24 protein-coding genes and 1 pseudogene are annotated in these 26294 nt (G+C 37.4%); 7 read left to right on the forward strand and 18 right to left on the reverse strand.

The annotated features are described in order from the left end of the window. Positions 1-137: 137 nt before the first annotated feature. Complete coding sequence (ltrA, locus tag C4E06_RS16515) at positions 138-2033, reverse strand: group II intron reverse transcriptase/maturase (RefSeq protein WP_107669044.1); 1896 nt, start codon at positions 2031-2033, stop codon at positions 138-140. Positions 2034-2956: 923 nt separating this feature from the next. Further along, positions 2957-3214 (reverse strand): hypothetical protein, encoded by a 258-nt coding sequence (locus C4E06_RS27360; RefSeq protein WP_157951174.1) that lies wholly within the window; start codon positions 3212-3214, stop codon positions 2957-2959. Positions 3215-3354: 140 nt separating this feature from the next. On the opposite strand from C4E06_RS27360, the gene C4E06_RS16520 reads away from it, so the two are divergent. Further along, positions 3355-3624 (forward strand): hypothetical protein, encoded by a 270-nt coding sequence (locus C4E06_RS16520; RefSeq protein ID WP_198648756.1) that lies wholly within the window; start codon positions 3355-3357, stop codon positions 3622-3624. Between the two features lie 4 nt (positions 3625-3628). On the opposite strand, the gene C4E06_RS16525 is transcribed toward C4E06_RS16520, so the two are convergent. The 4 genes from C4E06_RS16525 to C4E06_RS28845 form a co-directional block, all read right to left on the reverse strand. Continuing rightward, positions 3629-4594 carry an ACP S-malonyltransferase gene (locus C4E06_RS16525; protein WP_107669045.1) on the reverse strand — a complete coding sequence of 322 codons (966 nt, stop codon included), beginning with the start codon at positions 4592-4594 and terminating at the stop codon, positions 3629-3631. A gap of 490 nt (positions 4595-5084) precedes the next feature. Beyond that, positions 5085-5567 (reverse strand): chemotaxis protein CheW, encoded by a 483-nt coding sequence (locus C4E06_RS16530; RefSeq protein WP_198648757.1) that lies wholly within the window; start codon positions 5565-5567, stop codon positions 5085-5087. 104 nt (positions 5568-5671) lie between these two features. Continuing rightward, positions 5672-6031: a response regulator transcription factor gene (locus tag C4E06_RS16535; protein ID WP_107669047.1), complete on the reverse strand. Its 360-nt coding sequence runs from the start codon at positions 6029-6031 to the stop codon at positions 5672-5674. Between the two features lie 120 nt (positions 6032-6151). Beyond that, positions 6152-7402: a response regulator gene (locus tag C4E06_RS28845; protein ID WP_107669048.1), complete on the reverse strand. Its 1251-nt coding sequence runs from the start codon at positions 7400-7402 to the stop codon at positions 6152-6154. A gap of 549 nt (positions 7403-7951) precedes the next feature. Here C4E06_RS28845 and gyrA point away from each other — a divergent pair. From gyrA to C4E06_RS16555, 3 genes are all read left to right on the forward strand, one after another. Then, complete coding sequence (gyrA, locus tag C4E06_RS16545) at positions 7952-10462, forward strand: DNA topoisomerase (ATP-hydrolyzing) subunit A (protein WP_107669049.1); 2511 nt, start codon at positions 7952-7954, stop codon at positions 10460-10462. A 21-nt stretch (positions 10463-10483) separates the two neighbouring features. After that, complete coding sequence (locus tag C4E06_RS16550) at positions 10484-11392, forward strand: hypothetical protein (RefSeq protein ID WP_107669050.1); 909 nt, start codon at positions 10484-10486, stop codon at positions 11390-11392. A gap of 78 nt (positions 11393-11470) precedes the next feature. Next, positions 11471-11653: a hypothetical protein gene (locus C4E06_RS16555; protein ID WP_107669051.1), complete on the forward strand. Its 183-nt coding sequence runs from the start codon at positions 11471-11473 to the stop codon at positions 11651-11653. Here C4E06_RS16555 and C4E06_RS16560 read toward each other — a convergent pair whose 3' ends face one another. Both C4E06_RS16560 and cofH read right to left on the reverse strand, forming a co-directional pair. Further along, positions 11654-12817 carry an FtsW/RodA/SpoVE family cell cycle protein gene (locus C4E06_RS16560; protein ID WP_107669052.1) on the reverse strand — a complete coding sequence of 388 codons (1164 nt, stop codon included), beginning with the start codon at positions 12815-12817 and terminating at the stop codon, positions 11654-11656. 392 nt (positions 12818-13209) lie between these two features. Beyond that, complete coding sequence (cofH, locus tag C4E06_RS16565) at positions 13210-14370, reverse strand: 7,8-didemethyl-8-hydroxy-5-deazariboflavin synthase subunit CofH (RefSeq protein ID WP_107669053.1); 1161 nt, start codon at positions 14368-14370, stop codon at positions 13210-13212. Positions 14371-14454: 84 nt separating this feature from the next. Between cofH and C4E06_RS16570 the strand changes: the two are divergent. Beyond that, a pseudogene (locus C4E06_RS16570) lies at positions 14455-16105 on the forward strand (glycosyltransferase family 39 protein). Positions 16106-16163: 58 nt separating this feature from the next. On the opposite strand, the gene C4E06_RS28095 reads toward C4E06_RS16570, so the two are convergent. From C4E06_RS28095 to C4E06_RS16605, 7 genes are all read right to left on the reverse strand, one after another. Beyond that, on the reverse strand, positions 16164-16616 hold the full coding sequence (locus tag C4E06_RS28095) for a hypothetical protein (RefSeq protein ID WP_198648759.1): 453 nt from the start codon (positions 16614-16616) through the stop codon (positions 16164-16166). A gap of 10 nt (positions 16617-16626) precedes the next feature. Continuing rightward, positions 16627-16920, reverse strand: a complete 294-nt coding sequence (locus tag C4E06_RS16580; protein ID WP_107669054.1) for a hypothetical protein — start codon at positions 16918-16920, stop codon at positions 16627-16629. Positions 16921-17055: 135 nt separating this feature from the next. After that, complete coding sequence (locus C4E06_RS16585; RefSeq protein WP_107669055.1) at positions 17056-18456, reverse strand: ferredoxin:protochlorophyllide reductase (ATP-dependent) subunit N; 1401 nt, start codon at positions 18454-18456, stop codon at positions 17056-17058. A gap of 334 nt (positions 18457-18790) precedes the next feature. Continuing rightward, positions 18791-19171, reverse strand: coding sequence for a DUF5331 domain-containing protein (locus C4E06_RS16590; RefSeq protein WP_107669056.1), 381 nt, complete (start codon positions 19169-19171; stop codon positions 18791-18793). Positions 19172-19522: 351 nt separating this feature from the next. After that, entirely contained in the window at positions 19523-20392 is an 870-nt protein-coding gene (gene bchL / locus C4E06_RS16595) for a ferredoxin:protochlorophyllide reductase (ATP-dependent) iron-sulfur ATP-binding protein (protein ID WP_107669057.1), read from the reverse strand. A gap of 487 nt (positions 20393-20879) precedes the next feature. Continuing rightward, positions 20880-21182: a hypothetical protein gene (locus C4E06_RS16600; protein WP_107669058.1), complete on the reverse strand. Its 303-nt coding sequence runs from the start codon at positions 21180-21182 to the stop codon at positions 20880-20882. Positions 21183-21436: 254 nt separating this feature from the next. Continuing rightward, a complete protein-coding gene (locus C4E06_RS16605; protein WP_107669059.1) occupies positions 21437-21952 on the reverse strand; it encodes a pentapeptide repeat-containing protein in 516 nt (171 codons plus the stop codon). Between the two features lie 217 nt (positions 21953-22169). On the opposite strand from C4E06_RS16605, the gene infC reads away from it, so the two are divergent. Continuing rightward, positions 22170-22721: a translation initiation factor IF-3 gene (gene infC, locus C4E06_RS16610; protein WP_107669060.1), complete on the forward strand. Its 552-nt coding sequence runs from the start codon at positions 22170-22172 to the stop codon at positions 22719-22721. Between the two features lie 54 nt (positions 22722-22775). Here infC and C4E06_RS16615 read toward each other — a convergent pair whose 3' ends face one another. Beyond that, positions 22776-23159, reverse strand: a complete 384-nt coding sequence (locus C4E06_RS16615) for a hypothetical protein (protein ID WP_107669061.1) — start codon at positions 23157-23159, stop codon at positions 22776-22778. 99 nt (positions 23160-23258) lie between these two features. Here C4E06_RS16615 and C4E06_RS16620 point away from each other — a divergent pair, with 99 nt between their 5' ends. Then, complete coding sequence (locus C4E06_RS16620; RefSeq protein ID WP_107669062.1) at positions 23259-24236, forward strand: SDR family NAD(P)-dependent oxidoreductase; 978 nt, start codon at positions 23259-23261, stop codon at positions 24234-24236. 162 nt (positions 24237-24398) lie between these two features. Here C4E06_RS16620 and C4E06_RS16625 read toward each other — a convergent pair whose 3' ends face one another. Both C4E06_RS16625 and C4E06_RS16630 read right to left on the reverse strand, forming a co-directional pair. Then, complete coding sequence (locus C4E06_RS16625) at positions 24399-25565, reverse strand: HhoA/HhoB/HtrA family serine endopeptidase (RefSeq protein WP_107669063.1); 1167 nt, start codon at positions 25563-25565, stop codon at positions 24399-24401. A gap of 124 nt (positions 25566-25689) precedes the next feature. Further along, positions 25690-26235: a pyridoxamine 5'-phosphate oxidase family protein gene (locus C4E06_RS16630; protein WP_107669064.1), complete on the reverse strand. Its 546-nt coding sequence runs from the start codon at positions 26233-26235 to the stop codon at positions 25690-25692. Positions 26236-26294 lie beyond the last annotated feature (59 nt).

The following is a 26294-nucleotide window of genomic DNA, read 5'->3' on the forward strand; positions in this document are numbered from 1 at the left end:
CCGATTTTTCTTACAGATGATCGATCGCATTCTATCATTAAAAGGTCATCCCCTATTGAACCTATTAGGGTCGAGGTAGATGTTTCCATCGTACCCCTCCCATCCGAAACCCGACGTGAGATTTTCACCTCATCGGGCTACTCAACATATTTATCCTTGTCAGTGGAACATCCTACCTTTTGATTTGAAGTGATTAGAATGTCATTTTCCCAATACCAAACTAAATTATTTAGTTCTTGGTTAATGATTTTCAACCTTTGTGAAGATTGATGTTTTCTAATATGTTCCATGTCTGAGGCAGTTTTTTCATCGTGGCAATGTCCGTGAAGTAGTTGAAGGTTTTTGTATTCATCCTTGCCTCCTAATGCGGTGGCTAGGATATGGTCAACCTCTAGAATGTCCCCTTCTCGGAAGTGTAGGCAACACCAAGGGCATATACCTTTTTGTCTCTTGAGCATTGACGCTTTTCGAGTCGGTATATCGGGATGTTTTCCCATCCTGGTACTCCAGTAAACTAGATTTCCGTTAAACGGACTATCTTCGCCTTTTACTTTCACATATTCCGTGCTACTGCTTCCAAATTCGGTGTGTGTTAGTAACCGTAGAGGGTTTAAAACCCCTTCTCTGGTAGCAAAGATCCAGTTATTATTGCCAATTCTTGTCCAATATTTCTTGCGAGCTTTGTACCAGTCACCTGTACGGTGACGACTCCAGGCTCGTAGTTTTTGGAACAATAGGTAATCTTGCCTTGTAAGTTCTCCCGTTGTTTGGGCATCAGAGAATTGATAGTAATTACTCCATCCTCTGATGATTGGATTTAGCTCTTTGATTAGGAGGGATTGATGGGAGTGTTTGTGTTTATCAATGACTCGTTTAAGTTCAAGTTGATGTTTCTTACAGGCATCCTTTGAAGGTGTAATGAGGGTTCTAAAGCCTAATTTTTCTTTGGTGCTAGGATGTATTGAACTTCTATATTTTCCCACTGGGAATTGTCGGATATAATACCCTAAGAAATCAAATCCAGCTTTTCCGTCTTCGCTTAACTCTGGGTATAGAGTGTGGGCGATTCTGGTTTTTGAGGGCTTTAGTTCCAATCCCATGTCTTTTAACCACTCAGAGATTAACTCTCTGCATCCTTGGATAACGGTTAGGTCTTTATGTATTAGGAGAAAGTCATCAGCGTATCGGATGAACGTTAATGATTTTACTTTCTGTTGCCAACTAATTTGACAATTAGGTTTGTCATTTCTTCTCATGTCGAGGGTTTTGGCAAATTCCATTAACATCTTTTCCATTCCGTGGAGGGCTACGTTTGCTAATAGTGGGCTAATCACACCCCCTTGCATTGTTCCCTCAGATGTGGCAGTGAATACCCCTTGGTCTATGACTCCAGATTTTAACCAAGCTTTTATTTGTTGCCTGATTTTACCCGCGTAACCGAGTTTTTGGAGTAGGGCTAAGTGGTTGATGCGGTCAAAACATTTGGCAATGTCAGCGTCTAGTACAAATTTTGATTTTGTATTTATGCTGTTCTTGATTTGTTTGATAGCATCTTGACATGACCTTCCTGGTCTAAAACCATAACTGTTTGGCTCAAATTCTGCCTCCCATTCTGGTTCTAGTGCTGTTTTTACTAGGTTTTGTAAGGCTCGGTCATAGATTGTTGGTATTCCTAATGGTCGTTGTTCATTTGTTCCTGGTTTGGGTATCCATACCCTACGAGTTGGGTTACTTTTACCAGTAATTTTGAGTTGACCTACGAGGTTCATACGAGCTTCTGGGGATAATGCTTTAATACCATCCACCCCTGCCGTTTTTTTACCGCGATTATCTTGTGTTACCTTTCTGACCGATATCACTTTGTTAGACCAGGAACTCATCAAGGTTTTCTGGAGTTTTCTAACTTGTTTTACATCTCCACGACGAGATGCTGCGTAAATCCTCGTTTGCAGCTTATAGACGAATCTTTCAGCTTTACGCCAGTTGATGTCGTCCCATCCCACAGTCTTCGGTTTTGAATCTGTATTAGGCATATTTTCTGCTAATGGTAGCTTTACACATCGATATATTGCGAGTCACGTCTGCTTATCCTGGGCGTTACCCCATCCTTTTTTTGGCATTACCTGTGATTTCAGGTTAGGCATTTGCTTCTTGACCCATCTCTCACAATCTCACCATACGGTTTTGACGATACCTACCAGTTAATCTGGGGATGAAATTGTGTTACTTCGTTCCTGTGTTCCATTGGTCGAGTCCTTTAGGGTTCATCTATCCGCCTGTATGGGCTGATTGTGCGATACGATACGACGGGAATTTCGTATATCGTTGCCCTTCCCGTTTGGGTTGCAGGGTTGGTTTTATCCAAAGCTTATGACCCCTGCTGCGTCCTTAAGACGGTTCAGTAGATGATTCGTTTATCTACCCCACGATTTCCTTTTCCTTGATGTAATCTTAGTCCAGGTCGCTTATGAGACTCTTACTAACGGTTAGGCGTTTTCAGCAATTATCGCTCTGTCCGCTTTCACTCCCGCTTCTAAGCCTGGGTTGTCATCCCAGATTTAGGGGAAACTTCTCTCTTTTGTCGCCAAAAGGGACGCTGTGTGTTTTCAACTCCGCACAAGAGCGCAAAGACTTGGTTTTCTAGGATACTTACCTCACTTTGATGGAACACAAGTTGTCATTTCAGTTAAGGATTAAAGTGCGAACTCTACCTATTGGTTACTTAACTGAGAAGCCCTACATCCCTCCTCTGAAGAGGATTTCGTAGGAACGAATCGCACCCCGTCGCGGGACGCGAGGGATTCCCATATAGACTCTTAACTAGACTACCGAAATAGTCCCCGTCAGACCGCCATTACTGGGCTGTTTGTTTAACGGACATATCAAGCTGCCGAGGACACCTCGGCAGTCTTGTCCTCACGTTCACGGGCGCACCGACCGCCAACGGCTCTAAATTCTATTCTGTTTTTTGGCTGTGCTTTTCAGCTAAACCTAATGTACCAGTCGCGTCACCCTTCGGGTTCGTTAGTCGCTCATGGGGGTTTCCCCCATGAGCAACTTTCGTAAGAAGGCTCCGTCGTTGTACGGCGGAGTAATCTCTGACCTTCTCTAGGCGGGGGACAACAGACCGAGGGATGGGGAGTTGAGGTCGAAAACTAATAATTTGATGGGAGAAAGATATTGATTTTTGACGTAAAATTAGTATATTCATCATAGATATCGTTTAATCAATGCTAATGTACTAATTAAATGATTTTTCCGACAATGGTGATTCTGATCAATTTTGACTTTTGTGACTGTCACAGTTTTTTCATCAAAACTGGGAATACTTAAATGTAACAGCCTTTTATTATTATGGAAATGCTTTCAAATACAGTAATTGAGCAATTTATCATTAAGCTTCGACTTCACGCCTTAGTTGAGGGAATTGATGAAAAAGCCGCGTTGAAATATGCTTCGGTGAAGCTTCGTTTAATCACAGGAGAAGTGAGTGAATATGAATATCATACTTTAATTGATGATATTAATCATATTTTTGGAATGTCATCAACATCACAAACAACTCTAGGTTCTAGCTTTAATCATTGGATTGAAAGAGAAATTCATGAAATTCAAACAACTTAATTATTTATTTGTTGATCATTTTTGCATTAGCAATGGATAATTTTTTAAGTTGATCCCGAATTACCATACTATCGATATCAGCAGTAGAACCAATATTATTAATTTTTAAACTGGGATCAATCTGTTGCATCGATTTTAGTAATCCTCGACCACAACCAATTTGCCAAGCTTCATTAATACCCTGTTGTACTAGGGTTCTCGAAATGCTTTCCCATCGAACCGGTTGGCTAATTTGAGCAATTAAATTACGTTTGACTTGATTAATATTGAAACTCACAGTAAAGTCCACACTACAAAAAACAGGAATCACAAACGGTTGAAAATCAACACAATCTAAAATTCCTTCAAATTCTTGCGCGGCTGTTTCCACTAAGGGTGTATGGAAGGCAGCATTAACTGACAAAGGAATGACACGATTAACTGAAACTTGAGATAAAACAGAGGTAATCGCCTCATTAGTACCTGAAAGAATAGCATAGGTTAAGTTATCATTAGCCAACCAAACATTAGGGGTATGGACAACGACTTTTTGAAGTTTTTCTGGGTCAAAGCCTCTCAAGGTTACCATAGAACCTTGGGGTAAACGAGACATAATCTCTGCCCGTTTTTTTATCAGCTTTAAACCTGTTTCAAAATCGAAAGCTTCGGCAGCGTATAAAGCTAAATATTCCCCAAAACTATAACCGGATACGACATCGGGTTGATAGCCTGAACGCTTCAAAAAATCAATCAACAGTGTCATATACACATAAAGACAGGGTTGGGTGTACTGAGTATGGGATAATTGATGGTCGTCACTTTGCCAAAGTTTAGCAATAGACCAACCTAAAATAGATTCTGCTTGTTGTAATCTCAATTGTGTGAAAGGAAAGTCTAATAGTTCTCGTCCCATTCCTAACTGTTGGGAACCTTGGCCTGGAAACACCCAAGCTGTGGAATTTTTCTCGTTTTGTAAAGAAGATATTAACATGATGTGAAATTTTTATAAAAAAGTAGTGATTCCTAGATTCTTCCTAATTGTAAATACAAAAATTATGAAAATCTATGACATATTTACTGACTTTTTCCAAAAAATTAGCCAGGAGAAGAAAATCAGTATTTTTACTGAACTATTGCCCTTATTTTTTAATGAATTGTTGATTATAACTGTCCACGAAATCTGTAAAATCCCCTATGACTAGGGGATTTTTTCTAGAGAAAAAAAACCTACATTAAGATAAATTTAACAAAATTTTTTTTAAGGGTGATCAAATCCATTGAAGTTATGAAGAATCTACTGAGTCGTCACGAATACTCATATCTTGCACCCCCCACACCCCCCACACCCCCACACCCCCTTTATAAGGGGGGCAGGGGGGGTAGGGGCAGGGGGGGTAGGGGCAGGGGGGGTAGGGTAATAGGCAATAGGCAGTAGACTAAACAAAGACTTTTGTTGCATGAGTGCCTATTTTCGGTAGAGTTTATCTACTAAGAAGGGGTGCATTTAAAATAGCTTCAGGATCTACCATAAAAAAAAGTTGTTTTTCGTCAAGTATACAACCTTGTAAATAAGGAATTAAATCGGGTTTAACGGTATTCAAAGGAGATTCTATTCTGTCTTTAGAAAATCGGCTGACTCCCATCACTTTTTCTACTGCCAATGCTAATGCTTTTTTTCCTGAGTGAATAATAGCGATCGAATATTGTTGACTGTCTAATTTAAGAGAGGATATATTTAGGAGTTTGGCGAGATCCACGACCCAAAAAATACGGCTACGTTGGTTAAGTAATCCCAAAAAAAAGGGAGGCATATTGGGCATAATAGTTAAACGACTAGAAGCAATAATCAAGACTTCTTTTGTCATTGTCATGGGTAATAAAATTTGAGTTTGACTATTAATCTGCAGATGAAGATAAGGATCACCAATGATCCTTTGATTAGATAAGGCTTGAGTTGTTACCATAAAAATATTCAGAGGCTTTTTAATAAGTTTGCTCAGATAGTCAAATGAATAATTAACAATTGTAAGGGAGAGATCATTATTAATTATTCATTATGAATTGTTCATTAGACAACGGAGCGAATAGCCCGAACTAATTGCTCTTTACTAAAGGGTTTAGTCACATAAACATCGGCGCCTTGTTTCATGGCCCACATACGATCTAAGTCTTGATTTTTTGAAGTACAAACGACAATGGGTAAATTTTGAGTGTCAGGGTTTTTGCGAATACTACGACATAATTCTAAGCCATTCATACCAGGCATCACTAAGTCAGTAATAATCACATTGGGTTTATGTTGATTAATTTTTCCTAGGGCATCTTTAGCATCAGTAGTTGCTATAACAGTGTAACCACTATCTCGCAGATAATTACTGATTAACTCCATTTCAGAGACTGTATCTTCTATGACTAAAACTTTAGACATGGGTAAATATCCTCGAAAAAACCGTTTAAATTGATGGGTTGAACAAAGTTCCTAATCCTAGAGTTCCCATAATGGTCATAAAAATCGACACCATGATCTTAAAAAAAGAGTTATTTTAGTTTAGCTTAAATAACGAAACACCATTTTTAATAAGTCCGATTGAGTAAAGGGTTTAGTTAAGTAATCTGAGGCCCCTGCAACCCTGGCTTTGGCGCGATCGACTAAACCTCGATTCCCAGTTACCATAATAATCGGGGTTCTTTTAAAGAGGGGATGATTTCTAATCAGTTGACAAAGGCGATAACCATCAATTCCTGGCATTCCTACATCCAATAAAATAATATCAGGTTTAAATCTAATGATTTCTAATAACGCTTTTTTAGAATCATCAATGGCATGAATTAGTAAATCTTCCTTGTCAAGAAAACGATTAATTTCACTCAAAATGGTTGGGCTGTCATCCACACAGACTAATTTATATTGTTGAGTTTCTTTGCTCTTATTATTAACATCACTCAAGTAATCATTTTTAATGATATGATTATCTACTTTTTGACTAGATTCTGTCTTTGCTATAATCTGAGGAAGTTGATCAAAAGGGGCTTGAGGATCATGAATAATAACGTTTTTGGTTAGGATAAATTGATAAATATATTGAGCAATTTTGATCTCATCTTTATTGGTTAAAACCGCTAACTGTCTAAAATTAAATCCTCTTAAAAGTTTACTGAGTTTTTTAATTTGTTCAGAGGACAGTTTACTTGTTTTTTGATTATTAGTAAAAAAATAAGGTCTTTGTTCAGGGGAAGTAATTAAGGGGGCTAAGGTTTGCCAAGACTTTAATCTTTGCCGACATTCGATGATCACATCTTTAAGATCGAGCTTAACTAATCGAGGTGAAACGCCAGCATTCTTGATAAAACTATAGTCAGCATCGGTTAATAATAAAAATAATTCAATGATTTCTTTGTTTAGAGAAATAACTAGGTTAGCGGCTTGAGAATCGTCTAAATAGTTTTCTTTGAGTAACCAATTAATCGCTTGATATTCTAGGGGTACATTATCACTGTCTTGTTTTTCATTTTCAAAGTTTAATCTTGCTTGATTTCGTACGGCTGCGGTTAAAGAAGACACGGTATAACTTAACCGTCGCAGATGTCTTTCCAATCGTTCAAAAGAATCGAGGGAATGGTTCGCATAAACTAATTTTCCTTGATCAACATAAATCTTCCATTTTACCGATTTAGAAGAAACCACTAAACATCCAGTTTTTTGACCATGGTCAAGTTTTCCTAATATATTCATAGGGGAAAATTTAGGTAACGCTTTGACTGAGACGGAGGATTGTTTTTCGTAGTTTTTTACATTCATAATAGAAATTGCGACCCCACAAACCAATGAGTAGACTGTTGATGGAATTCAAAACAAGTTTAGACGTATATTGTTTGTGATTAATTGGCAATCAAAGAAGTTTGAAGCAATATTTTTATCCTTCAAATGATATTTAACTGAGTTGTTTAGGTGAGTGACCCTTGAAGTTTGTAGATTGGATGAGTTGACAAAGCAACATCAAATATAGTAATTTTGACTCTAATTTAATTTTACTATCTTTAAATGATAAAAACTTCTGTATTTATACTGACATTTTGTTATTCCTTTAAATTAAGCTTATTTACTTCATCTTAACTTTAATCTAGTCTGTTTTCAGTGAGTAAGATTACCAGTAATCATTGATAAATATCACCCCTTTACTCTCTTCATACTTCTCACACTTCCGACACTCCCCACTCTCTGCCAAAGTTCTGCTACAAATATACTATTGAGGATGTACCCTAAAAATAGTTGTCAAAAAACGCAAGGGATGTATGGTAAATAAAGGGACATCCCCCAATGTGATTGATTCAATAGGAAAGGAAACTTATGGCAAAACAGTTAAAACTCGTAGGAACAGGTGAAATTACTCCCACGGCGTTACACGCAGAGATGCAACGTTCCTATCTTGAGTATGCCATGAGTGTGATTGTGGGACGGGCCCTACCAGATGTCAGAGATGGACTCAAACCCGTTCACCGTCGGATTCTCTACGCCATGCACGAATTAGGGTTAACCCCCGATCGCCCGTTTCGTAAATGCGCCCGTGTGGTGGGGGATGTGTTGGGTAAATATCACCCCCACGGGGATCAAGCGGTGTATGATGCGTTAGTACGGATGGTTCAGGATTTTTCGAGCCGTTATCCCTTGTTAGCCGGACACGGTAACTTCGGATCGGTGGATAACGATCCCCCGGCAGCCATGCGTTACACCGAAACCCGACTATCCCCCATTGCTGATCAAGCGATGTTGACGGAGATCAGCGAGGCGATCGTTGATTTTAGTAGTAATTTTGATAATTCTCAACAAGAACCGGTGGTTTTACCAGCGCAACTCCCTAATTTGCTCCTCAATGGTTGTACAGGAATTGCGGTGGGAATGGCCACCAATATTCCTCCCCACAATTTAGGGGAACTGGTAGATGGGTTAATTGCCTTAATTGATAACCCTGAGGTATCCGACGAAAAGTTATGGAAGATTATCCCTGGCCCCGATTTTCCCACCGGAGGGGAAATTATCCCAACTCAGGGCATAGAGGACGCTTATCGCCACGGAAAAGGCATTATTCCGGTGCGTGGGGTGGTTCGGATTGAACGCATGGATGTGGGTAAAAAACGCCGTAAGGAAAGAACGGCCATTATTGTCACCGAATTGCCCTATCAAGTCACTAAATCCACTTGGATCGAAAAAATTGCCGATTTAGTTAATAGTGGTAGATTAGAAGGCATTGCCGATATTCGGGATGAAAGCGATCGCAGTGGAATGCGGGTGGTGATCGAGTTAAAACGGGATGCTGTGGCGAAAACGGTTCTTAGGGAATTGTACAAAAAAACAGCCCTACAACAGAATTTTGGGGCGATTATGTTGGCTTTAGTGGATAATCAACCCCGTCAGTTATCCCTGCGTCAATTATTAGAGGAATTCCTGAAATTCCGAGAACATACGTTAACCCGTCAATACAATTATGAGTTAGAAGAATGTCGAAATCGGTTACATCTTTTAGAAGGGTTATTAATTGCCCTTAATGATTTAGATCGCATGATTGATATTTTACGTCATGCTGCTGATGGAACCACGGCTAAGGTACAATTTCAACAGGAATTAAATTTGAGTGAAGCGCAAGCGAATGGTATTTTAGCCATGCCCATGCGTCGTTTAACGGGGTTGGAACGACAAAAATTACAGGCCGAATATGATGAGTTAGCAGGGCGCATCAATGAGTTAGAAAACCTCTTAAATAATCGTCCCGAATTCTTAAAAGTCTTAAAGAAAGAACTGCGATCGCTTAAACGGAAATACGGCGATGAAAGACGCACTCGTATTGTGCAACCCACTGCCCAAAAGAGTTCATCTAAAACAACACAAACCGCGAAAAAAGAACGTAATCCTCAAAGCAAAGAACCAGAAACCATTGCTCAACCCTTTAGTCTATTTACTCCCCAAACGCCTCCGAAAAATGCCATCTTAGAAATGACTTATCAAGGGACGATTTGCTGGCGATCGCCTGATACCAAAGTCCCTGATAATCATGTTTCCCTTTATAGCGAACCGATTCAAGAAAGGGAACAATTTATTGTGATCACGGATATCGGAAAAGCTTATCCTGTCAATGTTGCCGATGTTCCCCCCATTGATATTCAACCCATTCCGTTACTGAGTTTATTATCTAAAACTGCGCAAAGGGATAGTAAAAAAGTCGTTTCTCTTTTCTTCTTATCGGATAATACAGAAAATAGAGATTTATTGTTATTAACAAATCAAGGAAAAATTAAACGAATTCAATTATCAGAATTAGAAAGTTTAACCAATCGAGGGTTAGTGTTAATTAAACTCAAAGAGCAAGATAGTTTAGAGTCGGTTTCTATCACAAAAGAAGGGGAAGAAGTAGCGATCGCCATGTCCAGTGGCCGAGTGTTAAGGTTCCCCGTTGTTGATGAAGTGATTCCTATTATGGGTCGTAATGCTCAAGGAAATCAAGGCTTAAAATTACGCTATGGAGAAACCATTGTTGGTTGTGTGACCCTTGATGATAATAAGATAGTTTTATTAGTGTCAAAATTGGGCTATGGTAAACGCTTAAATGTAACAGGGTTACGGATGACAAAATTAGGAGATATTGGCACACAAGCCTTACAATTTAGCCATAAACAGGATAGTTTATTAGGAATGATTCGGGCTGCTGATTCTAAGGAGATTACCTTATTAACCAACCAAAAGAAAACCTTGAAGATAGTCGCCAAGGATGTGAAAATTTGGGGGAAAGATGGTCAAGGCGATCGCTTAGTTAAATTATCTAATCAAGAGATAATTGATCATGTAATATCTATTTATCCACATTAATAATTTTGATTGTTAATTAAAATGTTATCTTCTTCTCAACAAGAACTTTATGACCGAATACAAGCATTTTCTTTAGACGAAGGGAATGAAAAATACTCTTATACTCAACGATTGATGAGAGAAAATAATTGGAATTTAGATTACACTAAACGAGTCATACAAGAGTATAAAAAGTTTATTTTTTTAGCAGTTATTTCTTCTGCTTCCCTTACCCCTTCTAAAATTATTGATAAAGCTTGGCATCTTCATTTAATTTATACTGATTCTTACTGGAATCAATTTTGTCCTCATATTCTTGGTTGTTCCTTACATCATTATCCTAGTCATGGTGGGGAAGAAGAATTAGAAAAATACCATCATGATTATCAAAAAACTATCGCTATTTATCAAGAGTATTTTGGCTATTTGCCCCCTGATGATATCTGGTGTTATCAAACAAGAAGATCGAAACAAAACACTTTACTATTTGCAACAAAAAATACTTTAAAAAAGTCCTGGAAACAAAAACTAACAGTATTTATTTTATTATGTATTGCGATGGTTTTTCTATCACCTACTAGCCAAGCAACCACTACTAATGTTCAGACATCAGGGATTTCGCTTGAGATGTTAGGAGTAATTCATCTTTGTATTTCGATAGTTGGTTGTTTTATCTCTTTGACTGTCGGATTGCAATTATACATTGATGCCGATTCGGTTGAAAGAAGAAAAAAAAGGTATCGTTATATTCCTGCTGCTATTATGTTCACTATATGGGCTTTAGGTATGTGTTTACTAATGTTTACAATAGTAGCAATACCTTCGACTTTTATCTCATTCATCAGTGGTTGTTGCTTTTTAATTTTTGAACCAGAAGATATTGATGGTAGTGGGGGATCTGGGGGAACTTCATACTGTGGATGTGGTGGTGCTTGTGGTGGCAGTTGTTAATAATAATGTCTATAATAGTATATAGGTTATTTTAGAATAACCTTAATTTTCCTTACTTTTTTGAGGAGAAAATTGACAATGTTAGACCATTCTAATGATTATATAACCATTTTTTGTCATTATTTATTCTATGTAATCTTAGTCGGATTACTTAGTTTTAGTCTCACCTACATCATTAATGATAAACAAAATAGTGGCATAAAAACCGATATGGATCAAACAAATCGTTTAATCCTAAAACAAGCAGAAAACGCACCTTAATCATTCACTGTTAACTGTTTTCTTCCAGGGGAGAATGTCTGCTTCGTTGCTTTCTCTGGCCACGCGAATGAGTAAAGCTGCTAGGGTTAAACTAGCTAGGGTAGAACTTCCCCCATAACTCCATAACGGAAAGGGTAAACCCGTCGTCGGTAAGGCCCCCGTGGCAACGCCAATATTTAATAAAGCTTGGCCCACCATCATCACCATGACACCAATAGCAATTAAACGTTTTACCCGATGAACACAGTTAACCGCTACTCTTAAGGCAAAGGTTGTATAGGTAAATAATAATAACAGGAGGAGAATGCTACCAATAAAGCCAAATTCTTCGGCATACACTGAGAAAATAAAATCGGTGTATTGAATGGGAAGATAAAATAATTTTTGTACAGACTGGCCGTAACCCACCCCAAAGGTTCCCCCAGATCCCACCGCCATTAAACTTTGTACTAACTGATAACCATTCCCCAAGGGATCGGCCCAAGGATCGAGAAAGGCCGTGATCCGTTTCCGTTGATATTCCCGTAAACTAATGCTGACAAAGGCGGTTAATAAACCCCCTAACGCCGTGGTGGTTAAATACATCATGGGAATACCCGATGCTAGGGCAATTAACCATAAACTCATCCCACATAAAGCGGTGGTACTTAAATTCGGTTGTAATAAAATACAAGCTAAAATTACGCCAAAAATGCCCACCCATTGCAGTCTCACTCGCCAAGAATGACGATGCCAAAACCCGAAAATATAGGCACTTTGTATGACTAAAAAGGGTTTCATGAGTTCTGAGGGTTGGATCAAAACAGGACCTAATTTAATCCAACGGGTAGCGCCATAAACTTCGTGGCCTAACCCTGGCACTAGGGTGGATAAAATTAATCCTAAGAGGAGAAAAATGCACCAAGGGGCGAGTTTGAGCAGGTATTGTAGAGGCGATCGCACAATTAAGTTAAACCCTTGTAACCCGATCCAGATCCAAATGGTTTGACGAATCACATAATACCAACCGTTACCCGTTTCTGCTAAAGCAACGGGATAAGAAGCAGAAAACAAAGCAATTAACCCTAAAGATAGCCACAGAAAGGTTAACCAGCGTAAAAAGCGGGCTTCTCTAGACCAGTCTTCTACCGTCGGATCGAGAATGGGGATAAAGTACCTTAGCATTAATCGTTTTTGACTCTCAGATTTTAAGATGACTCCGTAGCCTAGTCGGGTTAATAGTCTAGTCTTATAGGATGCAACAACATGGCTAAGAGTTCCCCCTATTTGTCGCTTTATGTTTGCTAAAAAGGATTGCAGGGGAGTAGGGAGCAGGGAGATAATTATTTATAGCATTCTTAGATCAACTTCTTGCAAGGTAATAGATAGGGTGTGCCATATTTTTTTGATTTTTGGGAATATTAAGAATACAAGTACAGGAAAAAGGGATAAAAGTTTAACTTGTACCCCTCTGTATTTGTATATTTGAGGGAAGTAGGACACGCATTATTGCGGACTCATTTAAGTCCTACTTCTTCTCTAGTCTATGGCTGTGATCCGAAACAGTTAACAATCAATTAATAAGACTTAATTGATAACTGAATACTGTCATATAAGGTACTCCGTTGTTGATAGGGACGGTTTAAAGAGGCGATCGCTTGTTGTAGGGTTTCAACTTCCATACAAGTTCCCCCCATCGCCCCTGCCATGGTGGTAATATGTTCTTCCATTAAGGTTCCGCCAATATCGTTACACCCCCATCGCAAGGCTTCCGTTGCACCCTTTAAGCCCAATTTGACCCAACTGGGTTGATGGTTGGGTATCCATTTTCCTAGGAAAATTCGAGACACTGCTGTTAGTAATAAGGTATCTTTTAGACTGGGTTGATCTCGTTTAACACGGTTTCGTAGGGCTAAAGGGGCATCTTTTCCCACAAAAGGTAAGATGATAAATTCTGTTATTCTGGCTGGATAATTGTTTTCAATGGCTGTTTTTTGTAAGTTCCTTAAATGAGTTAAATGTTGTATTTGTTGTTCGCTAGTTTCTATATGTCCAGATAATAGGGTACTGGTGGTATATAATCCTAGGGAATGAGCTAAACTAATAATCTCTAACCAGGTTTGAGTATTAATTTTTTCAGGGCAAATAATCCGTCTGACTTTATCGTCTAACACTTCTGCTGCTGTCCCCGGCATTGATCCTAAACCAGCTTTTTTTAACCCGATAATGACCTCAGCATAACTTAGGTTATCTTCCCTGGCAATAAATTGGATTTCTTGGGGTGAAAAGGCGTGCAGATGAAGATTAGGAAATGCTTTTTTTAGGTCAATAATTAATTGTTGATAATATTTGAGAGAACTTCCGTTTAATTTAGCCTCAGGGTTTAAACCTCCCTGCATACAGATTTCCGTCGCCCCTCTTTTCACTGCATCTGTTGCTTTTTCGATTATTTGTGCTGTATTTAGCCAAAATGCCCCCTCATCCCCTGCATCTCGTCGAAACGCACAAAAGTTACAATGTTGCTCACAAATGTTGGTAAAGTTTATATTACGATTAATAATATAAGTGACGGTGTTTCTTACTTGTTTTTGACGCAGTTTATCGGCAGTTTGACGAATTTGCTCAATTGTGCTTTCATCAGTTTGATATAGGAGGGTAACTGCATCGCTTTGGGATAGTTCTCTATCGTTTTCTACCTCTTCTAAAATATTTTTTATTGTTTTTATTTGATTAACCATAGGAGGGACAAAACTAAAAAATTAATAACTATTCTTAAATTATTATATCAACTCTTAGGTTATTTTAAAAAGGTTAATTAATTGATGAAAATTTCGACAAAAACCATTAATATTGTTCTTTTCGTTGCGATCGCCTCTGCTGTGATTCTTAGAATTGTCAATTTAGCCAGTCGAGAATTTTGGTATGATGAGGTCTTATCTTTATTACTTTCCACTGGACAAAAAGCACAATATCAAACCCCTAAAGATGTCCCTGTTATTTTAGCTAATTACACCCGTTTATTGAGCCTTCCGGTTGAAAATAGTTTCTCTGATATTCTGGTAACTTTTGAAAAGTTTCTTAAAGGATTAGTGGCCGAACCTCACCCTTTTCTTTTCTTTTTAGAGCAGCATTTTTGGTTAAGATTGTGGGGGAATTCTGAAGCGGCCATGAGAAGTATTATTGTTTTATTTAGTTTGGGATCGATGGGTTGTGCTTATGGGTTAGGAAGGCGTTTATTAGGATTTCAAGGAGGTTTATTATTTGCTGCTTTATTGGGATTAAATCCTTATTATCTTTTTCATTCTTTAAACGTAAGAATGTATGGCTCAGTAGTATTCTGGGTTTTATTAAGTAGTTGGTCTTTGCTAGAATTAATTAGCTTAAATACTTCAGAAACCCAAAATAATACTTCTAAACTATCTAAATTTTTTTGGATAATATTATTAATTGTCTCAGTAGCATCAGGGTTTATGACATTTTACTATTTTGCTATATTTTTCTTAGTCTTTGCTGTGTTAGTTTTATATTTAGATCGACGAAGATGGTGGCAATATGCACTTTATTTAATCAGTAGTATTATTATTACAACTCCTTGGCTTTGGTGGGGTACGAGACAACAATTGAGAAATGCTGACTTAGGCAGATTCTCAAATAAAGGGGGTTTTTTAACTGCAATGGTTCGGCATTTACAAGAGTTTTTTGATGTCTTAGGAATTCATTTAGTTGTTGGTGATTGGTCAAGTATTTTACCCAATTTTATTATAACGATTGTCGGCTTTTTAGTTTGTCTTGGGTTAGTTTATTGTAGTTGGAATTTATATAAAAAGAATCAGATTGAATTATTAACCATTGGATTATTATTAGGTATCTTTCCTTTATTATTAATGTTAATGATAGATATTATTACAGGAAAGTTTACCTTAGCTTTTGGGTTTGGTCGTTCTGTAATCTTTGTTTTACCAGGTTGTTTATTATTATTAGTTATTTGGATAGAAAAAGCAGGGATAAAGTTTAAAAATATTGCTATTCTAAGCATTTTATTATTATATTTAGGAATTAATCTCGCTGATTTTAGTCTACGTTCCCGTCAAATGTTTCATCGGGTAGCAGATATTATCAATGAACAACCTGATACCCCTACTTTAATTATTATGAACTCTCAAGCGTGGGGTCATGTATTAAGATTAGCTTATTATCTTCCTACCACTTCGCCTATTAGTTTATTAGCGCAGAAACCTGATAATTTATCTCCTATTTTAGCTAAAAATTTAAGTAAAAATTCTGAACAATATCAGCGCATTTTATGGCTAGATAGTCAACGTCCGGTTTGGGGAAAACCTAGTACAGAAGAAGAAAAAAAAAGCAGTTACAACGATTTTAGATAATGATTATAATTTACAAAGTTCTCAAAAATTAATCGGAACTTGGGCGTTAGATAATTTTGATTTGAATGTGTATGAAAAAAATATATAATATAATAAGTTATTGAATTATTATCGTTTATTATCTGATTCACTCATAATAATGAGTATCATTGATTTTTCCTACCGACTCCATATCCTAACCCAAACCCACCTAATGCAGATATTCCTGCTGTAATTATTTTTTCAGAAAGTTGAACATCTTTTGTTAAACCTGTATAAATAAGAATCATCAAAACTAAAAGAAGAATTGATAGAATACTATATCTTTTTGTCGATTCACTAATTTGGAACTTTTGATATTCTCTCTCATTTTCTTTATCACTACTATCAATGATTTGACTAATTTGTTCAGAAGTTATGCGTTTAGTAATTTCTGAACCAGGAGAAAAGCTACCTGATATTGGCAACATCATAGCTCTTTTAACTTCTGGAGGTAACTCATTAATTTCTTCTGCCACCTCTTCTGGCAAAATATTTTCTATTTTATTAGAAGTATCATCGAGTTTTTCATCTTCTTGAGAACTTTCTTCGCTCTTTTTCTTACTTTTATCGGTTGCCATATTCTAAAGATTACTTTCCTTCCAATAGTTCTATAATAGCCCATGACAAAGCTTTTTGATTAAGCTTTAAAGTAATTTTTTCAAGTTTTTGTTGAACTTTTTTTTCAATCATTTGCTCTATTTTTTGGGAATAAAGCTGACGAATTAGATAATTACAAGTGGTATCACTAATATTTCCAGACTCGTAAAGAGATTTAACATACTCCACCATAGTAGTGATATAGTTATCCTCTAAAACATCAGAAATTTTCTCACTACTTGGGTTAATTGTATTTAACTTTTTGCCGAGAGTAGATATCGACATCAATTTTAATCGCTCTTTATTCCTATTTTTATCCTTAACTATATTATACCATCCTTATCTTTATCTTTATCGTTATTTTTATCTTATCATCTTTATTGTTTCGGTTTGATAGGTGGGCATTGCCCACCCTACTGTTTAGATTTTAGCTTCTTCTTTGACTAATTTCTCCCATCCTAATTCTTTGAGGTTATTATTACGACGCAGGGGACGAGTTGCCAACTCTAATATATCTCTTGCATTGGTAAATCCATGAATTTGTGCAAAGGTAAATTCCACAGACCACTTCGTATTTATTCCCCTTGCTTCTAAGGGGTTAGCGTGGGCCATTCCTGTGATAACGAGGTCGGGTTTTAACTCATAAATGCGTTGAATTTGATTATAATTGTCAGGTTTTTCGACAATTCTAGGCACAGGGACACCCATTTCATTACAGGTTTTTTCGAGGAAATCTAATTCCGCTTTTTGGTATCTTTTATCCATATAAGGAATACCAATTTCAGGGCAAGTCATCCCACAACGAATGAGAAAACGGGCCAAAGAAATCTCTAATAAATTATCACCCATGAAGAAAACAGACTTACCGCGAATGAGTTTAATATACTCTTCTAAACTCTCCCAAATTTTCGCTTCTCTTTCTTCTAACCCTTGGGGTTCAATATTGAAAACAGAGCAGATTTTTTCTATCCAAGCGCGAGTACCATCGGGACCAATAGGAAAGGGTGCGCCTATTAATTTACACTTACGACGACGCATTAAAGTCGTAGCAGTTCGTGATAAAAATGGGTTAACTCCACTAACATAATAACCTTCATCAATTACGGGTAATTCTGTATAGCGTTTTGAGGGCAACCACCCCGAAATTTTTACTCCTTGTTTCTTCAATTCTAGGGTTAAATTAGTCACAACGGGGTCAGGTAAAGAACCAAATAAAACTAAGGGAGGATGGTCTTTATATTCGGATTCTTCTTGACTAATATCTTCTTTCTTTCTGCCGAAGTTTAATAGTTTGTGAATGGCATTTCTTTCTTCTTTTTCTTCCTCTTCTTTGACACTTTTAGGACATTTATGAGCCATGGAAGCTAAGACGGTATCTTCTCCTTGAGTAAAGGCATAATCTAAGCCATTTGCTCTTGCTGTAACGATAGGAATACCGATTTCAGACTCTAATTTAGGGGCTAACCCTTCTAAGTCCATTTTAATGATTTCGGTGGTACAAGTACCAATCCAAACAATTACACTAGGATTGCGATCGCGTTTTATTTGTAAACACAATCTTTTTAGTTCTTCGTAATCTTTTAATTGAGCAGAAATGTCCCCTTCTTCTAATTCTGCCATTGCATAACGGGGTTCAGCAAAAATCATCACACCCATGGCATTTTGGAGGAAATAACCACAGGTTTTTGTACCGATGACTAAAAAGAAACTATCTTCTATTTTTTGGTATAACCAAGCAACACAACTAATGGGACAAAAGGTGTGATAATTGCCAGTTTCGCATTCAAATTGTAAGGATGTGGATTCTTGTGCTAGTGTCATAATTTAGAGTTCTCCTTGTTTAATTTTGGTTCTAATTTCGTTGAGATATTGAGTATTAGAATCTAGATAAGTTTCGGATTCATAAGTAAGGGTTTCAGTCTTTTCTAATTCTATGAGTTCATAAGCGATGGATTCAAAGATAGCTAATTTTTCAAGCTCGTTTCTGACGATAACATTAGGAATGAAGGTTAATCCTAATATTGTTTAAAAATTTAATATTTCGATAGGTTTATTGATTAGCAGAAAGTAAGATAATCTTCATTTGTCCTAATTAACAAGGGTCACTATATTTAGTATTCCCTTGTTAACTAAATTTTATGTCATTAATTTACCTTTAAACTTCTCCTTTTTGTAATTGTTGTCTAATTCGTTCAATTTCGTCTGTATCTGATGAGTTTAATTGTGGATTTTTGGCTCTTTCTTCTGCCCGTTTTTTGAGTTCAATTTCTGGATCAAAATCTAATCCCAATGCTTTAATAATAGCCTCAAAATTACTATTAAGTTTCATCAAAAGAGGTACTATATTAGTGATTCCTGGTTCAATTCCACTAATAACACCCAAAATTAATAATCCACTAGGTCTTTTTCCCTCATCAGGAGTTTTAACTATAACATGGTTAGTTTGCTTGATTTCTTCTACCCAGTAAGAGTTAGTTTCACAAAAATCTAACCACTTATCTTTGAGACTAGCCATTACATCCTGAGATAAATTCATTACTTACTCCATTCCATTAGTAAAATCAACTATATTTAGTATTCCCTCACTAATTAGAATGTGTATCATCTCAGAACAAAATTAAACTGCCTTAAACAAAACTCTGTCTTTTTGAGTCATGAAAGTAACCTGTAGGTTGGGTTGAGGAACGAAACCCAACACCAACGAACAAAATTGACTTTATACCAGTTCTTAGAAATAGCTAGAGAGTCCGCCACGTCGCTATTGCTCCTCGCGGCTTCGGCTTCGGGATATTTTAAATAAAACTCAAAGCTTACTATTTATACTATCCCTCGCAATGACTAAACCCTCCTAAAAAACTTTGCGTCTTTGCGCCTTTGCGCGACACAATTAAACCATCATCATGTCTAACTCTTCCTCTTCCGACTTAACAGGAGCTTGAGGATTAAGATAGAAATCAGATAATAAAGTGAATAATTCTCTATCTTGAGCATCATTAGGAACTACCCCTTCCGGCATGGCTAATAATTGGTCAGCAATGTTTAAATAGTAATCACAAACATAGTCAAGAGAAGGGTCACTTTCTGTCATTTCAAACAAGGTTTTACCCTTAACCCGTGATACCCGAATATCCTCAATTAACGGTAGAATTTCTAACACCGGCATGGGAACCGCTTCTACATATTTATCAATTAAATCACGCTTAGAAGTCCGATTACCAATTAACCCCGCTAACCGTAAGGGATGGGTTCTTGCTTTCTCTCTCACCGATGCAGCGATACGGTTGGCAGCAAACAACGCATCAAACCCGTTATCCGTGACAATTAAACAGTAGTCAGCATAGTTTAGGGGTGCAGCAAACCCACCACAAACAACGTCCCCTAATACGTCAAATAGGATGACATCGTACTCATCAAACGCATTGAGTTCTTTGAGAAGTTTAACGGTTTCTCCGACGACATAACCACCACAACCGGCACCGGCAGGAGGTCCCCCTGCTTCTACACAGTCAACCCCTGCATATCCTTTGTAGATAACGTCTTCGGGCCAAATATCTTCATAATGAAAGTCTTTTTCTTGTAGGGTGTCGATGATGGTAGGAATGAGAAACCCAGTTAGAGTAAATGTACTATCATGTTTAGGATCACAACCAATTTGTAGTACCTTTTTACCCCGTTTAGCCAATGCGGTGGAAATATTGCAACTGGTGGTTGATTTTCCGATACCACCTTTTCCGTAAACTGCGAGTGTTAAAGTCAAGGGTTTAGTCTCCTTTGTGATCAAATATAAAGCTTGTTATGACTGCGTTGTAACGACAGTCCCTTTCTCAATCTCATTACTCGCATTATGAAACAAGTAGCCAAGAATTCCAAGGGGTGTTAAAGATAAACTAGCTAGTAATTTGAAGTAAAATTTTGAATATAAAAGAAAAATGCTTTAAAACTGATCAGAAAAATTTTGAAGCTCTAAAAAGCAACTTTTTAATTTTTTGTGTTCCGCATTTATATAAATAGGAACAATATAAAAATTTTGCTGTGTAAGCGATCGCTCATTTTAAACTAAAAATCCCTGAAACTTTTATCAGATAAAGGTTACAGGGATTTACTATTGCGATAGTGTTCTAGTACAAAAGGGTCAAAAATTAACTAATGTAACAAAAAAGAGGCATTTTGACCTTACTTAAGGGACTAAAAAAGGTATCAGAAAGAATTTTATAAAGAATAGTTACAATTGATGAGGACAAGATTCAGTCATACTTGATTACACAGTCTCCAGATACTTCTTTTAGTTTTTTATCCTCTGCTGAAATGAAAGTATAACCATCAGAATTAGATTCAGAGAATACTTTTCCATCGGTTTTACCGGAATAGATGAGTTTGCCTCCAGAATAACAGGAAATTTCAGCAGTGCGATTTCGCCAATCAGAAGCCGTTCGTGATAATCTTGTTCGTAAGGAACTACAACCAGTTGTTAACAAAAATAAACTAAAAGTAACACCCCAACTAAGACAATAAGACATCCTAACCCGATTGATATTTAGTAAAAACATTGAAACAAATCTCCTTAGCTTCAATTTGATTAAACCTATTTTGTAAATTAGTGAAAACTTATAACTATTTTTAGTATATTTTAATCTCAATTAATGTTAAAATAATAAAAATATAAATATTATAAAAACAAAAGGTTTCCTTTGTTAAAATTAGCTGATCTTTTTTTTACCTTTTATCCAAAAAAGTTTAAAAGTAAGGAGAAACAGCAACCTTTTAAAAAAATTGTCAGTGGATTCAACCACAAATTAACTAATTAATCCCAAACAGTATTTTTATCGGTTTGAATCCCTTTTAAGTGAGTTTCTTCTAGATTTACACCGATTAGAATAGCCCCTCTCAGGTTAGCATTTTCTAAGTTTGCCCCTTTAAGATTAGCATTTTCTAAATTCGCTCCTTGTAAGTTTGCACCGATTAAAATGGCGTTTTCTAAATCCGTTTCACTAAGATTTGTCTCCACTAAAGTAGCATTTTCTAAAATAATACTTGATAAATCAGATTGGAATAAATTAGCCTTAGATAAATTAGCCCTAGTGAGATCAACGGGTTCTGCTTCATCCATACCAAAAGGCGCAACGGATAACGGGGAACTACTGCGAGGAATACGATATTTAAGACCGAAATTTTCTCTCGGTAAATTAACCCCTTCTAAGTTGCAACCGACACATTCTCTATCTAATTCTAGGCGATATAAATTATTAGTGGTTTCCGTGCAACCCATTAACATCAAAGGGGTGGATAATAAACAAATAACAAAAGAAATATATTTCATAACTGTCAAAAATCAGGCATACATTAACAAATCTCTAAGAAAAAGTCATCAAACACTAAAATGATCGGTTTTATTTTCTCTTCGGGTTCATCACTAAATTTAATTATATCGAACCAAACATTAAGTCAAAACAGACTTGCAATAATTTGTAGTACATGATATGATACAGTTAATCAAACCTAAAAATTGTTGTTAAATTTAGGAGGAATCAAGTAGTTTGGGACGACCCAGAAGAAGAAATAAACCCTTTAAACCTTTCAATCAATCTAATAAACATCGAGTTAATAATCGAATTCGAGCAGAAGAAGTTAGAGTTGTTGCCGAAAATGGGGACCAAGTTGGTATCAAACCCGTAGCAGAAGCCATAGACATAGCCCAAGAAGCCGGCTTAGACTTAGTAGAAGTTGCCCCCAACGCCTCACCCCCAGTATGCAAAATCATTGATTACGGTAAGTTTAAGTACGAACTACAGAAAAAAGAATCCTTAGCTAAGAAAAACCGTACCGAAAACACCCTCAAAGAAGTTAAGCTAAGATACTGCACCGATACAGGTGATTTGAATACCAAACTGAGACAAGCAAGAAAATTTCTTGAGAATGGCTCAAAAGTTAAGTTCTCTATGAGATTTAGAGGTCGAGAACGAGCATTTATGAAGCTTGGCCGCGAAAAATTAGACCACATCGTAGATAGACTATCTGATGTTGCTAATCAAGACGGAAATAGCAACTATAACGGTCATCAACTTTCTATTATACTCGAACCAAGTTAATGAAAAAATAGCATAATTTTCGTAGGGGTTAACGGCCGTTAACCCCTACAATTGTTAATGGAGTTTATAGAATAGCCAAGGGAAAACAGCAATACAAAGAGGGACAAAAATCCACACTCGTCCTGCTAATAAATTATAATCTTGTAAAAGTTTGGTCCAAGATTGTTGCGCGACATAATGACCAAAAGAAAACTCAAACATCACCGTTAACACTAACCATAAACATCCTATCACAATGGCTTGAGAAGAGGATTTTAACGGAAATAAAGCAGTTAATCCCCAAATATAAGCAGCAAATAAAATGACGGCGGTTAATGTAGAAATTTGATGGGCCTGTAATTCTGTGACAAACTTACCATAGACTGTTTCCCTTAAAGTAGCGTTAAGAATAGCAATGATGATCATGGGAAACCACGCGATTAGGTAAAATTTAATCATAGTAAATGTCTCCGATGCTCTACTTTTATTTTATCGTTTTTTTCATAAAACTTTTAAAATAGATAATGTTTATGATTACAAAATATAAGGATTCTCAAAATGACAGATTTAAAAGGAAAAGTTGCCTTAGTGACAGGCGCAACCAGAGGTATTGGTAAAGGCATCGCCATCGGTTTAGGAGAAGCCGGTGCGACAGTTTATATCACCGGACGAACCCTAAGCCGCGATGAGAATGATGACGTTTCAGGAACCTTATTAGACACTCAAAAAGCCGTAAATGAAGCAGGAGGAAACTGTATTCCGGTTCAAGTTGATCATAGTGATGATGAACAGGTTAGGTTATTATTTGAACGCATTAAAACCGAACAAAATGGACAATTAGATATTTTAGTTAATAACGTTTTTTCAGGGGTAAAAGCCATTAGTAACGCTTATGGGGAACCCTTCTGGAAACATGACCCTAGTTTGTGGGATGCTATCAATAATGTTGGGCTTCGTAGTCATTATGTTGCTAGTATTTTCGCCGCCCGTTTGATGAGTCAACGTCAACAAGGATTGATTTGTACCATTTCTTCTTGGGGCAGTTTATCTTATATATTTGGGGCAGCTTATGGAGTCGGTAAAGCCGCCTGCGATCGCTTGGCCGCAGACATGGCCGTGGAGTTAAAACCTGATAATATTACCTCCCTTTCGGTGTGGCCAGGAATTGTGGGAACCGAACTTATGTTTGAGTTTTCTCAACAGATGAATATTGAAGATACCAATAAATCACAAAATGCTAGATTTGATGATCATTATAACTGGGAAACTCCCTTATTTACAGGGAGAGTAATTGCTGCATTAGCTGCCCAAGAAAATACTATGAAACTAACAGGAAAAGTTCACATTATTGCTGAATTGGCAAAACAGTATAATATCGTTGATGAAAAGGATAACCGTCCCGTTTCTTTACGTTCTCTGCGCTTTATTTTACCCTCGGCGGTTCCTGCTTTAAAAGCCTATGCTTCTTTAATTCCAGATATCAAAATTCCTTGGTGGGTTTTACAAACCACTCTGTTGCAATCTCCTAAAATTTAAACAAGGATCAACAACTGTTGATCCTTAAAGTTAGTTTTCTTGAAGACAAGCAGAGGATCAGGGAGATAAAAAGAGAACCGAGTTAACTCAAAATACTCTCCGAAGCTCCCATGCCCCCTGCTCCCCTGCAGCTTAAACAAGTAAGTTTTCGATCTACTGAGGCTAGGATACCCCTTGCATTTGTTCGGTTTTAACGTTCAACTCCAATAAGCGATCGCCTCGATACAACTTAACTTTTAGAGTGGAATTAATGCCTGCTCTTTCGACAATTTTCTGCAAATCGCTTCCATCTTTCACCGGTTGACCATTAACACCGATAATCACATCTCCACGGCGTAATCTGGCTTTTTCGGCTGGACTATTGGGGACGACTTGCACCACTAAAATGCCCTCTACCTCAGCCACCATCATGGGAGAATTGGGATTACGGTTGTTTTCCTTGGCGATTTCGGGGGTAATATTAATCATTTGCACCCCAATATAAGGATGGGGAACCTTTTGACCGGAGGCCAGGATTTTTTCTAGGGTTTTGGCCTTATTGATAGGAATCGCGAAACCAATCCCCATGGCATCGGCGCGAATGGCGGTATTAATACCGATCACCTCTCCTTTACTATTTAATAACGGACCCCCAGAGTTACCAGGGTTAATGGCCGCATCGGTTTGAATAAAGTCCAGACGTTTATCAGGGATACCGGCTTTCGCGGCGGAACGACCAATGGTGCTAATAATACCCAAGGTTACCGTATTATCTAAGCCCACCGGGTTACCCACTGCGATCGCCCAATCTCCTACTTTTAGGTTGGTAGAGTCTCCCAAAGGGGCAACGGGTAAGGTTTGTCCTTGAGGACTAATGGCCACCACTGCTAAATCGGTTATTTCGTCCGTTCCTTTCACTTGTCCGTTAAACGTCCGTCCATCTTTGAGAGTCACCGTCACTTTATCGGCACTATTCACCACATGGGCGTTGGTCAAAATAATACCCGTGCTATCAATAATAAACCCCGAACCCTGGCCAGTGATTCGTTGCTCTCGCGGTGGCCGAAACTGTTGGCCAAAGAAGTCGCGGAAAAACGGATCATCGAAAAAGGGATCAATTTGTCGGGTAACCACCGCTTCTGTGTCAATACGAACCACCGCCGGACCGGTTCGGGCAACGGCCGTGGCCACAAAACTATCAGGGGTTATATTAATTGGGGTTTGGGCCACTTCCCCCACGGTGTCAGCTTGGGAGGAGAGAGCGTGAAACCCACCAAAACAAAGAATCACACCGAGAACAAGTGTGATGGTGTAACGGGCTAAAGAATCTAGGAATTTTGTCAATTTCATCGTTTCCATTAACGCTTAAAAGACTAGAATTAGGAAGGATTGTTACTGCTAAAAGTTTGAAAAAAAAGAGGTTACTATAGATTTAATATAGCATTTATCTCTAAATTTCAAGAATAATCATCTTTTATTCCTCCAATAGTTTCGTCGGTAAACCATCAATACTCTCTTGATTTTTCTGTTCCCAATAATCATAAATTCCTGTTTTTCCTTTTTTGTTTGCCCAATCAATTAAAGTCTCTCTGGTTTCTTGATACTCATAAATAGGAACCCCAAAACCACAAGAGGTTTGAGCCGAGGTTAGGGTTAAAATAATTATTTGTCTGGCTCCTTCATAAGTAGGAAACTGAGGATAAAATTGACTCCATTGCTCATCCCTGGGACGCATAACTTTTCCTTGTCCGTATAACCGTAAAATCAAAGGATTCTCAGAAAAGCTACAAAACATAATTGTCATGCGTCCATTTTCTTCTAAATGAGCGGCGGTTTCATTACCACTTCCCGTTAAATCTAAATAGGCTACCCTCTGCTTATCTAAACAGCGAAATGTGTCGATTCCTTTAGGGGATAAATTAATTCTGCCTTCTGTGGGGGCTGTAGCAGTAAAAAACATTTTTTGTTCTTCAATAAATTCCATCAGTTCAGGGGTTAACCTAGAATAAAATTTAGCCATAGTTCTATTTTATTGAGGTCATGATCATAACTCATTCAATTTTAAAGTCTGATGGAAAA

Source organism: Cyanothece sp. BG0011 (assembly GCF_003013815.1).
Lineage (GTDB): Bacteria > Cyanobacteriota > Cyanobacteriia > Cyanobacteriales > Microcystaceae > Crocosphaera.